This window comes from Brevibacillus sp. M2.1A, from assembly GCF_013284355.2.
Classification (GTDB): Bacteria; Bacillota; Bacilli; order Brevibacillales; family Brevibacillaceae; genus Brevibacillus.
In genome coordinates this window covers 430,884-445,125 of record NZ_JABSUY020000001.1, presented here as the reverse complement: position 1 = coordinate 445,125, position 14,242 = coordinate 430,884, and the positions used below count along the sequence as shown (strand labels likewise).

Here is a 14,242-nt window from a genome sequence, read left to right as displayed (position 1 = left end):
CTCGAAGGCATCGCCGAAACGTTGTACAATCTAGTTAAAGATTGAATAGTGCAACTAATCGAAATACGGTGGTGGTTTGTCACATGAAGTCATGGTCGCTCTTCCCGCGCAGAAGCATTCATGCCAAGTTGCTCGCTTTTATGCTGATTGCAGCCATTATTCCGCTGATTACTCTGGGGAGTATGGCGTATTGGAAATCGTCGATGGTCGTTCGCGAGCAATTTAGCAAGTCAGGCGAGTATATTGCCACACAGCTGCAAATTCAGATCGATAACTACCTGAGTCAAATGAGATACATGGCCTATGACATCAATACGTACGTGTCAGACCCGACATTGGTCGTCATGCGGGAGGAACAGCCGAAGACCTACACGGGCTTCCTGGAACAAAAAAACTTCGAGCGATACCTGGGGGCGCACCGCAACCTTGATACAAAAGGCATTTTTATCGTGACGCCCTCGGGCTATTTTTTCGGGGAAAATGTCATCAATGGACAGGATCTGATGCGGGAATCGTGGTGGAAGGCACTGCCCGCCAAGCTGGATGAGGAGCGATGGATCGGCTTTTACACACCACGGCATTATGTCGGGTTTCAGGATGAGGCGGAGCTGCGCAATCAGGAGAAGGTGCTTGGTCTGGTCGTTCCTGTTCTCAGCGGTTATGGCGTGTTGAAGGACAGCCGGATTTTGATCGAGATGAAAGCGGGCAAGCTGTTTCAATTGTTTTCCCAGCTGGAAAAGGACATGAGTGCGCATGTGACGATTACAGCCAAAAGTGGCGAGCTGATTTACCAGACTGCGGGTACGTTCGTCCAGCAAGAGAGCGATATCGTCTGGAACAAACCGCTGGAGTCCAACAACTGGATGATTCAAGTGCGTTTGCCTTACGAGCAAATGAACCGCTCTGCGGAGGTGATTCAATCCTTCTTTATCGCGGCGCTGATACTTTCGGCAGTGCTGGCACTCCTTTTGGCGTATTTATTTTCCAGACGGATTACAGGAAAAATCAAACGGCTTCAAGAAACGATGCGGCTGGTAGGAACAGGCGAGCTGCAGACGCGAGCAGAAGTAGACACGGAAGACGAGCTGGGGCGGTTAGGGGTGAGCTTTAACCAAATGGTGAGGCGGATTCAGACGCTAATCGCCGAGGTGAGTCGCACCGAGCAGTTGAAAAAGGAAGCAGAGCTGCGAGCTGTTCACTACCAAATCAATCCGCATCTGTTGTTCAATACACTCAATTCCATCCAGTGGAAAGCAAGATTATCTGGTGCCAATGAAATCGGCAATATGCTCTATCATCTCATCAAGGTGCTGGAGGGCAATCTCGACATCACGCAGGAGCTCGTCCCATTGGAAAAGGAACTGCAAACCGTCGAGCATTTTCTGCAAATCCAAGAGCTGCGGTACGGGCCTGTTTTTCAATTTGAACAGACTGGAGTAGAGGCTTGCCGTCGCTATTTGATCCCGCGAATGACTCTTCAGCCGCTTTTGGAAAATATCTTTTTCCACGCATTCGAAGACGGGCAGGGAACGATTCGGATCAGTGTCAGTGAAAAAGAAGGGCTTGTGACGCTGCTGTTGCAAGATGACGGCGCAGGAATTGTACCGGAGCGATTGGCCAAACTTCTCGATCCTGATCTGGAGCGTTCTAGCAAACGGGGACTCGGCGTGTACAACGTCGATCAGAAGTTCAAGCTTCATTTCCGTATGGAGCACGGCATGAAAATTTCATCTGTCAGAGGAGAAGGAACCACAATTCAAATCACATGGCCGAAAAGGGAGGAACTTCCTGATGAGCATCAAGGTAATGATTGTGGATGACGAAGTGCTGGTGCGAAGAGGACTGAAGGCAATGGTGCCATGGAGTCGCTATGGGATGGAAGTGGTGGCGGATGCACCGAATGGTCGGAAAGGCTGGGAGGCTTTCTTGCAAGTACAGCCCGAGTTGGTGATTACGGACATCGTTATGCCGGAAATGGATGGATTGGAGCTGTGCAGGCGGGTGAAGGAGCACGCACCACAAACAAAGGTGCTTCTGCTCAGTTGTCACCGCGATTTTTCTTTTGCCCAGCAGGGAATCTCTCTCGGGGTGTCGGGATATTTGTTGAAGACCGAATTCCAGGATGAGGAATGGGGTACGTTGTTGGAAAAGCTGCGGAATGAGCTGGCAGGCGAGAGTGCGCGACCCGAGCAGATTCGTGAACGCCCTGATGAATGGAAGCGGGAATTCGGTGCGTGGTTGACTGGCTTGAGCCGGGATTTCGAGCAAAGCTTGGCCTCCCTCCTGCAATCACACTGGTCGTGGATGAACGATTCCATGCGTGTATGGCTCTTGGAAGGGATGGGCAGTGCGAACCGGGAGGAGCAGGAGCGCGCATGGGTAGCAAGTGAGCTGGAAGGCGAATGGGAATGGATTGCATGTGGCGATATCCGGTTTTTGCTGACCCCCGCAGGTACTGGCAGGCAGGTAGAATCCTTGCTCGTGGAGTGGAAGCTGGCTGGAAGGGTGACGAGTTGGGAGACAACAAGCCCGTTTGCTGGACTCGAACCGTGGATGCAGACAGTACGGATGCTCTACCAGCGCAAGGAGCGGGCGCGCAAGTACGGCGTTATTCAAGACCCGTGGCAGGAACCGATCAAGCAGGCTGTTCATTACGCACTCGATCGTCTCGATACCCCATTGACGGTCAGTGAGGTAGCTTCACAGGTGGGACTGAGCCGCAGTCATTTTAGCGTGATGTTTAAAAAGGGAGTGGGCGAGAGCTTTGGGGAGTTCCTCGACAAACGCCGGGTAAAAATGGCCCGAGCGATGCTGGATGAAACAGCTCTGTCCATTCAGGAGGTAGCAGAGCGAGTCGGTCTTCCTGACGCGAAATACTTCAGCAAGTGGTTCAAAAAATATACAGGGATGACCCCGAGCCACTACCGTTTCAAACAAAAGGAGGAGTCCAGTCGAACAATCGTCCACTCCACCGCGCAAACCTGAACGAAGCGAAAAAAAGGAAACAAATTCACACACTATTGCGAACAGTTGGCGGTTTCACCGTTTTTTTCCCTTCATTAAAATAAAGAAAAATGAGGGGCAAATCTAGGGGGGATCACAGATGAAAAAGGTTGCGTCAAAATGGATGGCAGCTGGCATGGCACTTCTATTGGCCGTCGTAGCTGGTTGTTCACAAGCCCAGCCAGCAGGATCAGACGGCACGTCTAGCAACACAGGTACGACAACGCCAGCGTCGTCTGATAAAAAGGAAACGGTTACATTGCGTTTCGCGACATGGGACACGGACCAAATGCTGAAGATCCAACAAGATATCGCGAAACAATTCGAACAGAAAAATCCGGGTGTGAAGGTACAAGTAGAGGCATATGCAGATGGTTTTGATCAGAAGCTGGTAGCGGCATTCGGAGCCAAAAACCCGCCCGATGTCATGTACATGTGGGATTTCCCCACGTACCACGCCTCACTCGAGCCATTGGATGAGTACGTAAAGAAGGACCCATCCGTGGCAATCGACGACTTTTACCAAGGCCTCCTAAACTATAATCGCTTCGATGGAAAATTGTTCGGTCTCCCGGCGGGCTTCTCGACGCGGGTCGTCTTCTACAACAAAAAGCTGTTTAACGAAGCAAATGTACCACTTCCGACAGACGACTGGACGTGGGAGGATTTCAAATCGGCAGCCAAACAGCTAACCGTTCGCGACAAGAAGCAGTACGGCTTCGCGGTTCGTTCAGAGCCGGATACGTACGATTTGCAGCAGTTCGTGTGGAGTAACGGCAGCAGCTTCATCAGTCCTGATGGAAAAACAATCGAAGGCTACATGAACAGCAAGGAAACGGCAGAAGCCCTGCAAATTTTCAGTGATTTGACGAAAGACAAGAGCGCTTTGCTCGTTGGTGGCAAAAACCAGCAGAGCGGGAATGACTTGTTCAAAGCGGGCAAGCTCGCGATGTATGACAACGGCGTATGGTCGCTCGAGTCGTACAAGAAGGCGAATGTCGACTTTGGTACGGTCGTGATGCCGCAATTCCCTGGCAAGCCTGGTAAGGGTGTCATTGCAACCTCCTCTGTATCGATCGCCAAGGATTCCAAAAACAAAGAGCTTGCTTGGGAGTTTTTGAAGTTCTTCGTTTCCAGCGATGCGATCAAGATGCGTACATCTGATTTGCCTGTCCGTATTAGTGTCGTACAAGAGAAGAAGCTCGATCAGGACCCGCTCTACGCGCCGTTCTACAAGACATTGGAGCAATCGACTGACACGCCTGCCTTCCTGTTGAATCCGCATTGGAACGAAATCAACCGGAACCTTTCCGCAGCGGTCAATGCGATCATGATGGGACAAAACGCCGAGGAATTACTGAACAAGGCAGTCAAAGACTCCCAGAAATTCTTGAAATAACGGGAAGGGGTCAGGAAATTGAATACAGAGAGTGTTGTGACACATAAACAGCCTGCCATGACCGTTCAACCGAAAAAACTCAAGGGAAGGGCGTTTCTTACGCCCTATCTTTTTATCTTGCCTTGGATTCTCGGCTTTCTCGCTTTTACACTGGGACCGATGCTGTTTTCACTCGTCATGAGCTTTTTTGATTGGCCTGTCGTTGGTGAGGTTACGTTTGTCGGCGTGGACAACTACGTCAATATGTTTACGGATGATCCATTGTTTTGGCAATCGCTCTGGGTCACGATTAAATTTGCGCTGTTGTTTGTCCCGTTGAATTTGTTCATCGCGTTGTTTTTGGCCATGATGCTGAATCAGAAGGTAAAAGGCAGCGGCTTTTTCCGCACAGTGTTTTACTTGCCGAGCGTGATTTCCGGTGTGGCGCTGGCGATGATTTGGGCGTGGGTATACGACGGGGAATACGGCATTTTCAACTATTTGCTCAGTCTGGTTGGAATTACAGGTCCAGATTGGCTAAACGATACGTCGTGGGCGCTCGTTGCCATGGTGATTGCGAGTCTGTGGGGGCAGGGCTCCATGGTATTGATTTTCCTGGCGGGGCTCAAAAGTATCCCGGAGAGCTTGTATGAAGCGGCTTCGATTGATGGGGCAGGGGCGGTGCAAAAGTTTTTCCGCATTACACTGCCGATGGTCAGCCCAACGATTTTGTTCAACCTGATTATGACGATCATTAGTGCGTTCCAGCAGCTGAGTCTAGCACTCTTGCTCACAGGAGGCGGACCGTTGCAGTCTACGTATTTCTATGCCATGTACGCGTATGACAACGCCTTCAAATACTTCAAGATGGGGTATGCTTCGGCGAACTCCTGGTTTATGTTTGTGATCATTCTGGTATTGACCTTCCTCGTATTTAAAACGTCAGGCAGATGGGTGTACTACGAGGGCGACAACCGCAGAGGAGGGGAAGAAGCTTGATACGCAAAACGGTCGCTTATGCGAGCTTGATCTTTTTCTCTTTCCTGTTTCTCGCACCGTTTTACTGGATGATCTCTACTGCGCTCAAGTCGGATGATGAGATTTTGCAGTATCCACCCAAATGGATTCCGGATGTGCTGCATTGGGAGAACTTCGGGAATGCGTGGATGTCGCAGCCGTTTCATCTGTATTTGGAAAACTCATTGACGGTGACGATCCTGACCACGATTGGCCAGTTGATTTCGTCTTCGCTGGTCGCGTACGGCTTTGCCCGGTTTACGTTTAAAGGAAGGGACTTCCTGTTCATGGTCGTTCTGGCGACGATGATGATTCCGTGGGAAGTGACGATGATCCCACTGTACATGGAGTTCAACTATCTGGGCTGGATCAACACGCTCAAGCCGTTGATTGTGCCTTCGTTCTTTGGGTCAGCGTTTTATATTTTCCTCATGCGGCAGTTTATTTTGACCATTCCGCGTGAGCTGGATGAAGCGGCGCGTATTGATGGTGCTGGTTCGTTTCAGATTTACGCCCGGATTATTATGCCGTTAATGATGCCTGCTCTGATTTTGGTGAGTGTATTCAACATCTTGGGCACATGGAACGACTATTTGGGTCCACTCATTTTCTTGAATGACCAAAGTCAGTACACGCTGACGCTGGGACTGGCGCAATTTAAAGGGATGTATGAAGTAGAGGCTACCGGGCTGATGGCGGTAACGTTCCTGATTTCGCTTCCGCCGTTACTCCTCTTTTTCCTCGCACAACGATATATCGTAGACAATTCAGCTGGCGTTGCCATTAAGTAAGAAGTTATCAGGTAAGGAGGGAGCTACAGTGGGGAATCGGGCGAAATGGGAAGGCTGGGCATGGTCATTTCATCAATTTGGTGAGCGATTGTTGCGGATGGCGGCAGCGCATCTCATGTGGGTGGTGTGCACGCTCTTGGGAGGCATCGTCTTTGGAATCTTCCCAGCGACAGCTGCTCTACACGACGTACTTAGCGGCAAGTGGAATGACCGTGGGCTTTTGTCCGCTTTCTGGCATGCTTTTCGCCACTACTTCTGGAGGAGCCAATGGCTTGGCGTAGGGACGGTGCTATCGGGGGCAATCCTGTGGGTCGATGTGGTGTTTTTCCTTCGAATGGGCACCCTGTGGGGGCTCTCGATTGCGGCCGTTTTTGCGGGGATTGGATTCTTGCATGCGGCTACTTCTTGCCATGCTTTTTCCCTGCTTGTTCGGGAGAATGCAGACGTGAAGCGGACGCTCAAGCAATCGTTTTGGCTAGTCGCGGCCTTTCCGTTGCATTCGCTCGTCACGATGGGAGGCTTGCTCCTTCTCTTGATTCTTTTGCTGGCGGTTCCCGTTTTGCCGATCTTGTTGGGAGCGAGCCTGCCCGTCTGGTGGATGAACGCCAGAATGAGTCGTCTGCTGGAAAAGCGCGATCGTACACGATCGACGAAGCAATCTCGAGGTGAGACATATGCAGTTTGATTTGGGAATGGTTCCTTTTAGCCGATACGGGTCGTATCTCGTACTCTCGCGTCTGGGTAACGCCAAGCGAAAAGAAGGACTATATTTGCGCAATATTCGTGGAGGAGACAACCACGATGGCGCGATTTTTCGAATCGAAATGGTAGCCGATAGCGTGGCGATTCCATTTGAGACGGAGGCTACGCCAACCTTGCTGCGTCTTTACGGGGATAAAGGCGAAGTGAAGCTGTGCATGAGCGAGCCGCGGCTGGTGCAGGTACGTGGTCAAGGCGTTGGTTTGCGCCTGGTGCTCGAATCGACAGCGGCAGATTATGCGATTCAAGCTGGAGCCGGATGCTGGGAAATCAATCACTTTTCCACAGAAATTCGCTTGCGATTGACTCCGCTTGCTGGAGCGCTCGTGGTAAGCCCTACGAAGGCATCGCGGGAACAGCAAGTCGTCGTAACCTTTCTTCCCGACGAGGAAACGGGTGTATTGGAAGGCGTATGGGAGGAGTTCCATACGGTATGGAAGGAGCGCAGCTATCCTGCCTTTGCCGATGGATGGGAGCAGGTAAAAAAAGAGTACGACGAGTGGCTGGAACGGACACTCTCTGTAGCTCGGGAGCATGGCGAAGGCTTGAACGAAGCAAGAGAACTCGCGGCCTACATCACCTGGTCTTGTGTGGTGAGACCTGAAGGCTATCTGCCACGGTCCGCGATGTACATGTCCAAAAACTGGATGACGAATATCTGGAGCTGGGATCATTGCTTCAATGCGATGGCACTGACGCGAGCAAACTTGCCGCTGGCGTGGGATCAGCTCATGATATTTATCGACAGGCAGGATGAGAGTGGTGTTTTCCCCGATTTTATCAATGATCGGTATGCGTTGTGGAATTGCTGCAAGCCTCCGATTCACGGCTGGACGCTGCGCTGGATGCTGAATCGGAACGACGCAATTACAAACGAGATGCTGGAAGAGGTGTACGAGCCGCTTTGTCGATGGACCGATTGGTGGTTCCGTTACCGCGATGATGATCAGGACGGGATTCCGCAGTACAATCACGGTTATGACTGCGGTTGGGACAACAGCACGATTTTCCTCGATGGGGCGCCGATTGAAAGCCCGGATTTGCCTGCGTATTTGATTCTGCAAACGGATTTGCTGGCGGATTTGGCGAAGAGGATGGGGCGTTCGGAAGAGGCGGCGAAGTGGCAGGAAAAGGCCGAAATGACACTGCAACGACTGCTGGAGAAGCACTGGAATGGCGAAAACTTCTTCGCGACCCACTCCGGCAGCGACCAGCCTACCCGAGGGGACAGCTTGATTCGCTATATGCCTCTCGTGCTTGGCGAAAAGCTGCCGCAGGACATCCGGGCCAAGCTGATTGCCGATTTGCAGGAGCGGTTTTTGACCGAGAATGGACTGGCTACGGAGAGTCCAACCAGCTCTTTCTACCGCGCTGATGGCTACTGGCTAGGCCCGATCTGGGCGCCAGTGACGATGCTTTTGGTCGATGGATTGCGGCGAGCAGGTGAAGTAGAATTTTCTCAGGAGATTGCCAGACGTTTTTGCCGAATGGCAGCACGCAGTGGCATGGCGGAAAACTTCGATGCGCGGACAGGTGATGGTTTGAGGGACCGAGCCTTTACGTGGACGTCCAGTGTGTTTTTGATGTTGGCGCATGAGTATGTGTAAAGTAGTTTCATAGGAAAAAACAAGCGGGCATGATGGATGAAAAATCGCATCATGCCCGTTGCTTGTCTACAGCACTTTACTGAGAAATGCCTTGGTTCTCTCATGCTGGGGATTGTCAAAAAGCTCGGCTGGTGTGCCTTCTTCGACGATATATCCGCCATCCATGAAAATCACGCGATCAGCTACTTCACGGGCAAAGCCCATCTCATGCGTAACCACGACCATCGTCATTCCTTCTTTGGCCAAATCCTTCATCACCTGAAGAACCTCTCCGACCATTTCCGGGTCGAGTGCAGAGGTAGGCTCGTCGAACAGCATGATGTGGGGGTCCATGGCGAGCGCACGAGTAATGGCTACGCGTTGCTGTTGACCACCAGACAACCGATCGGGGTACACGTCTCGCTTGTCCGCCAAATCTACTTTTTTGAGGAGTTGCAGCGCCTTTTGTTCATTTTGCTGGCGCTCTGAATTTTTGACATGCTTGGGCGCTAGCATGATGTTTTCCAAAACAGTGAGATGCGGGAAGAGATTGAACCGCTGAAACACCATGCCGACACGCTCCCGCAGCTTGTTAATGTCCACTTTGGGGGAAGTAACCTCCATGCCCTCAATGGTGATTTTGCCAGACGTTACTTCTTCCAACTGGTTCAGACAGCGCAGAAACGTACTTTTTCCCGAGCCGGAGGGACCAATGACACAGACAACTTCACGCTCTTGAATAGTAGTTGAGATGTCTTTTAAGACCTCCAACGAGCCAAAGCTCTTTTTCAAATTCTCTACATGAATCATTTCGCGTACCTCCTCTCAAGGGAACGGGACAGCAGACTGAGGATGTAAATCATCAGGAAATAGAAGACCGCTACTACAGCCCAAATTTCGAATGAGCGAAAGTTGCTAGAAATGATAATCTCACCACTGTTCATCAGCTCTCGGATACCGATGACCGTTAAGAGCGAGGTGTCTTTTAGCGTCACGATGAATTGGTTGACGAAAGCAGGAATCATACGGCGAACAGCCTGTGGCAAGATAACCAGGCGCATGGCTTTTCCGTGCGAGAGTCCCAGGGAGCGAGCAGCTTCCATCTGTCCTTTATCAATGGAGAGAATCCCCCCACGAAAAATTTCAGCCAGGTACGCTCCGGCATTGAGGCTGAGCGCAAGAATACCTGCGGTTGTCTCTGGAATTTTAATATCAAGGACAGGCGGCAAACCAAAATAAATAAAGAAGATTTGAACCAACAGCGGTGTGCCGCGAAGAAAGTCAACGTAAGCGGTTGCAATACCGCGGAGTATTTTGGAGCGGCTGGTGCTCATTAACCCAAAAAGCAATCCGATTAAGAGAGCGAAAAACAGGGAAATGACCGTTATTTTTAACGTGACCACAGAGCCTTGGGCCAAGACAGGAAGAGCATCGACAATGACATCCCAACTACTGCTCATTTGGACAACTCCATTCTTTCTAAGTTGAAAAAAAGGCGCGTCTTGCGCCTTTTACTTTTTCGTGCTCAAGTATGTGTTGATGATTTCGTCGTATTTCCCGTTCTCTTTCAGCTTCTTCAGACCGGAGTTGAGTTTGTCCTGCAGCTCTTTGTTCCCTTTTAAAACCGCGATGCCGTAGTGGTCACCATTGAGACGATCACCTACAATTTTCAGCTTGGAAGCAGGGTCTACCGTAATTTTATAAGAGATGACCGGATAGTCCTCGATGGTTACATCTGCGTTGCCGTTTTGAACCTCTTGGAACATGGAAGGGCTATCGTCGAAGTATTTGACAGTCGCTCCGTACTTTTTACCGAGCTCATCAGCAAAGGTCGCGCCAGTCGTGCCTTTTTTGATCGCAATCGTTTTGCCAGCCAAATCTGCCTCTCCATTGATCGTTGTGTTGTCCTCACGTACGACCAGGGAAAGACCTGCTTGATAGTAAGGTTCAGAGAAATCCAAAATTTCTTTGCGCTTATCATTGATGCTGATCCCCGCAATGGCACCGTCCAATTGCTTCGCTTGAACAGCTGGAATGATTCCTTTGAAGTCCATCGGCTTAATTTCTACCTCAAAGCCTTCTTCTTTAGCGATCGCATTGATCAGATCGATGTCAATTCCCACGTATTTTCCGTCTTTTTCAAATTCAAAGGGAGGGTATGTTGCATCTGTACCAAACACGTACTTTTTTGCACCGGATTGCCCAGATGTTGAGGCAGCCTGATCTGTGCCAGTGCCACACGCACTTACCGTAAGTGCCAACAAACCAGAAACCACAGCAAGCATTAGTTTTCTCATAAATTACCCCCAAGTATATTTATATTAGATATGATATGGACATGAATATATTAATATAGAAAAGTCTGCAAAGTCAAAACAAACCGAAAGTAATTATTATCCATAATTGTATGAATGATATCATGGTTAGATAACAGAAAAGACTTTTTATACCTGCTATAATGGTAGGAAATGTATACAAGGGATGGGAAAAACGATGAAGCATGTCACCATATTGATCGCCGACGATGAAGCGGAGATTGCGGAGCTCGTTGCCTTGCATGTGAAAAAAGAAGGTTACCACACAATTATTGCAGCGGATGGAAAGGAAGCCCTCCAAGCTGTGCAGACGCATTCGATTGATTTGGCGATTCTCGATATTATGATGCCTGGGCTGGATGGCTATGAGGTCACCCGTCTCATTCGCGAACAACACAATATGCCGATTATCTTTTTGAGTGCCAAGACGTCTGATCTGGATAAAATTTCGGGATTGGTGATGGGCGCAGATGATTATATGACCAAGCCATTCAACCCAATGGAATTGGTCGCTCGTGTGAATGCCCAGCTGCGACGCTTTAAGCAGCTGAACCAACCGGCAGTAGCAGTAGCGAGTAACAAGGTGGTAGAGGCAGGTGGACTTATCATTTATCCAGAGCAGCGAACCGTGAGCCTGTACGGAGAAACGATTGAGTTAACGCCAAAAGAGTTTGATATTCTCTACCTGCTGGCCAGCTATCCAAAGAAGGTGTTTAGCGCGGACAATATTTTCCAGCAGGTGTGGGGCGAAGCGTACTATGAAGGCTGCAATACAGTCATGGTGCACATTCGCACCTTGCGAAAGAAGCTGGGAGAAGAAAAAACCAAAAACAAGTGGATCAAAACGGTCTGGGGCGTCGGGTATTCATTCCATGGATAACATGATACGAAGCTTTCGGTTCCAAATGGTCAAGCTATTGGGCCTAAGTCTGCTTCTATCTGGTTCGGTTACCTATGTGATCTTTAAAGCGCTACAATTTTACTATCGATCACAGGTGAAAATGGAAAGTATTTTAGCGCCGATTCGTCATTTTATGCGAGAAATAGGGGACATTTACTTCTTTCTGATTATTTTTGTTCCACTCGCCATACTGTTTTTCTTCTTGCTAACCAAACGCTATGCCGTCTACTTTCAGGAGATTTCAAGAGGAATTCATCATCTTGCAAACGGCGACTTTACCCATCATGTTCAAATACCGTCAAACGATGAATTTGGAGATATTGCCAAGGACATCAATCTGGCGGGTGAAAAATTGCAGGAAGCAGTACAAAGAGGAGATTTTGCCGAAAGCAGCAAGGATCAGTTGGTTTTAAACCTGGCGCATGACCTGCGGACGCCACTGACTTCTGTTTTAGGGTATTTGGACATCATTTTGCGGAACGAGCAGTTAACGGTGGAACAAGCCCGACATTACACGAATATTGCTTTTACCAAGTCGCAGCGTTTGGAAAAGCTGATTGATGAGCTCTTCGAAATTACGAGAATGAACTACGGCATGCTCACCATCCAACAGAACCTGATAGACCTGAGTGAACTGCTCATGCAGTTAAACGAAGAGCTATATCCTTCCTTGGAGAAAAATCAGTTGGAAACGAGAATGAATGTGGCCTCACGATTGACGGTTTGCGGGGATGGCGAGCTCTTGGCACGCGTTTTCGAGAACATCATGACGAATGCCATCCGTTACGGGCACGATGGTCAATTTGTTGATATCAACGGTTTTCTTGCGGGTGACGAGGTCGTTGTGCAGATTATCAATTATGGTCACGAGATTCCCCCGGAAGATCTGCCGCATCTTTTCGAGGTGTTTTATACAGGTGACAAGGCCCGAAGCCATCAAAACGGAAGTACAGGTCTCGGGCTATTTATCGCCAAAAATATCGTCGAGCGCCACGAAGGGACGATTTCTGCGCAGAGCAATTTGATCCGCACCGTTTTTGAAATACGCTTACCTTACGAACAGACTCCCTCACTTTAAAAAAATTTAAGGATTACCCCACTTTTTCTTTTAAAAGTTTTCCTTATCCTGATCGGGTGACGAGCCAGGGTGGAACCTAATAGAAAAAGTGGGGTTTTTTGATTGGCTAAGAATGGTCGGGGTTTAAAGTTTTTGGGGAGGTAAGGAATATGAAAAAACGTTTGTGGATCTGGCTGGGGGTAGGCGTACTTGCCGCTGGGCTTGGCGGCTATGCGGCTTCTTCGGGCGAAAAGAAGAGTGGCGTTCCTGTCACGTTATCAACGGTGGTAACGGCCGACTTGGAAAGTACGATTTTGACGTCGGGAATGGTCAAAGTACGAAATGAACATACATTGTTCGCCAACTATGCAGGCGAACTGCGGAATTTCTCCATCAAGGAGGGAGACAAAGTAACGAAAGGACAGGTGATCGGCAATATCGACATGTCCGATGTCAGCAATGAAATCATGGATATCGAGGCGCAAATCACCATTCAGGAAGCGAATATCGCAAGGCTCTCCAAAGGTGTGGAACCCGAGGAAGTCACGAAAATGCAGGAGCAGCTTTCCCAGCATGAACGGGAATACCAAACGGCATTAAAAGATTACCAGCGAACGCAATCGCTGTTTACCGCAGGCGTGTCTACCCAACAGGCTGTAGAGGAGGCGAAGCAAAAGCTACAGACCGCGGAATCAAGAGTAAAGGTCGCGAAGCAAGACTTACTTTTGAAGCAAAAAGGGCCAGACAAGGCAGAGATTCGCTCCTACGAGGCACAAATTCAAAAGCTGAATTTGGAAAAAGCAAAATATGAAAAGCAACGTGTGCAAAGCAGTATCGTGTCTCCGATTGACGGGACGGTGCTCTCCATGAAGGTGAAACAAGGGAAGTACCTAAGTAAAGGCGAGGAAATTCTCACGGTTGGAGATACCAATGATGTTATGGTCGAAGCAGCAGTCGGAGAAACTGACTTGCGTAAAATCAAAATCGGACAGGATGCGGTGGTCTCAGGCATTTCCTTAGGCGGAGAACAGTTGCAAGGTAAGGTGTCGCGCATATCCCCTATGGCTGTAACCAGCAAAGAGCCGGGTGGAGAGAGTACGGGAGTGCCGGTCGCTGTCCATCTAAATGAGACGAGGGAGTATTTGAAGCCAGGTTTTCACGTCGATGTGAACATCGTCCTGCAAAAAGCAGCAAACGCCATGCAAGTCCCCATTGAGGCAGTCGTGACGGATCAAGATGGATCTTCTTTTGTCTGGGTAGCGGAAAATGGCAAGGCCAAGAAGAAAAAAGTGACGACTGGAATTGAAAGTGAATTGTTTATCCAAATTGAAAGCGGATTGGATGGCAGTGAAGAATTGGTAGCGAATCCACCGGAAACCTTGCAAGAAAATGAAGTGATCTTCCAAGCATCTCCCGAAGAGTTTGCGGAGTAAAG

The 14,242-nt window shown here is 49.5% G+C and carries 13 protein-coding genes; 10 read left to right on the top strand and 3 right to left on the bottom strand.

All coding sequences use genetic code 11. The features are described from left to right. Window positions 1-83 precede the first annotated feature (83 nt). The 7 genes from HP567_RS01950 to HP567_RS01920 all read left to right on the top strand — a co-directional run bounded on the left by HP567_RS01950 (window position 84) and on the right by HP567_RS01920 (window position 8,555). Window positions 84-1,820, top strand: coding sequence for a cache domain-containing sensor histidine kinase (locus HP567_RS01950; RefSeq protein ID WP_173611714.1), 1,737 nt, complete (start codon window positions 84-86; stop codon window positions 1,818-1,820). Beyond that, complete coding sequence (locus tag HP567_RS01945) at window positions 1,792-2,985, top strand: response regulator transcription factor (RefSeq protein ID WP_173611715.1); 1,194 nt, start codon at window positions 1,792-1,794, stop codon at window positions 2,983-2,985. The genes HP567_RS01950 and HP567_RS01945 overlap by 29 nt, the downstream gene beginning before the upstream one ends. Window positions 2,986-3,103: 118 nt before the next feature. Then, window positions 3,104-4,402, top strand: a complete 1,299-nt coding sequence (locus tag HP567_RS01940) for an ABC transporter substrate-binding protein (RefSeq protein ID WP_173611716.1) — start codon at window positions 3,104-3,106, stop codon at window positions 4,400-4,402. 57 nt (window positions 4,403-4,459) lie between these two features. Next, complete coding sequence (locus tag HP567_RS01935; RefSeq protein WP_173611798.1) at window positions 4,460-5,380, top strand: carbohydrate ABC transporter permease; 921 nt, start codon at window positions 4,460-4,462, stop codon at window positions 5,378-5,380. Further along, entirely contained in the window at window positions 5,332-6,189 is an 858-nt protein-coding gene (locus tag HP567_RS01930) for a carbohydrate ABC transporter permease (protein WP_173611717.1), read from the top strand. The genes HP567_RS01935 and HP567_RS01930 overlap by 49 nt, the downstream gene beginning before the upstream one ends. 28 nt (window positions 6,190-6,217) lie before the next feature. After that, entirely contained in the window at window positions 6,218-6,874 is a 657-nt protein-coding gene (locus HP567_RS01925) for a YesL family protein (protein WP_173611718.1), read from the top strand. Further along, on the top strand, window positions 6,864-8,555 hold the full coding sequence (locus HP567_RS01920) for an amylo-alpha-1,6-glucosidase (protein ID WP_173611719.1): 1,692 nt from the start codon (window positions 6,864-6,866) through the stop codon (window positions 8,553-8,555). Before HP567_RS01925 ends, HP567_RS01920 begins: the two co-directional genes overlap by 11 nt. A gap of 66 nt (window positions 8,556-8,621) precedes the next feature. Here HP567_RS01920 and HP567_RS01915 read toward each other — a convergent pair whose 3' ends face one another. Genes HP567_RS01915 through HP567_RS01905 form a run of 3 tightly spaced genes read right to left on the bottom strand, consistent with a single transcriptional unit; the run spans window position 8,622 to window position 10,831 of the window. Continuing rightward, the gene (locus HP567_RS01915; RefSeq protein WP_173611720.1) at window positions 8,622-9,344 is read right to left on the bottom strand and encodes an amino acid ABC transporter ATP-binding protein; all 723 of its coding nucleotides are present in this window, start codon (window positions 9,342-9,344) and stop codon (window positions 8,622-8,624) included. Then, window positions 9,341-9,994: an amino acid ABC transporter permease gene (locus HP567_RS01910; protein ID WP_173611721.1), complete on the bottom strand. Its 654-nt coding sequence runs from the start codon at window positions 9,992-9,994 to the stop codon at window positions 9,341-9,343. The genes HP567_RS01915 and HP567_RS01910 overlap by 4 nt, the downstream gene beginning before the upstream one ends. Window positions 9,995-10,045: 51 nt before the next feature. Next, window positions 10,046-10,831, bottom strand: coding sequence for a transporter substrate-binding domain-containing protein (locus tag HP567_RS01905; protein WP_173611722.1), 786 nt, complete (start codon window positions 10,829-10,831; stop codon window positions 10,046-10,048). Between the two features lie 196 nt (window positions 10,832-11,027). Here HP567_RS01905 and HP567_RS01900 point away from each other — a divergent pair, with 196 nt between their 5' ends. From HP567_RS01900 to HP567_RS01890, 3 genes are all read left to right on the top strand, one after another. Beyond that, window positions 11,028-11,729: a response regulator transcription factor gene (locus HP567_RS01900; RefSeq protein WP_173611723.1), complete on the top strand. Its 702-nt coding sequence runs from the start codon at window positions 11,028-11,030 to the stop codon at window positions 11,727-11,729. Beyond that, a complete protein-coding gene (locus HP567_RS01895; RefSeq protein ID WP_173611724.1) occupies window positions 11,722-12,828 on the top strand; it encodes a sensor histidine kinase in 1,107 nt (368 codons plus the stop codon). The genes HP567_RS01900 and HP567_RS01895 overlap by 8 nt, the downstream gene beginning before the upstream one ends. A 149-nt stretch (window positions 12,829-12,977) precedes the next feature. Beyond that, complete coding sequence (locus HP567_RS01890) at window positions 12,978-14,240, top strand: efflux RND transporter periplasmic adaptor subunit (RefSeq protein ID WP_173611725.1); 1,263 nt, start codon at window positions 12,978-12,980, stop codon at window positions 14,238-14,240. The last annotated feature ends 2 nt before the right edge of the window (window positions 14,241-14,242 follow it).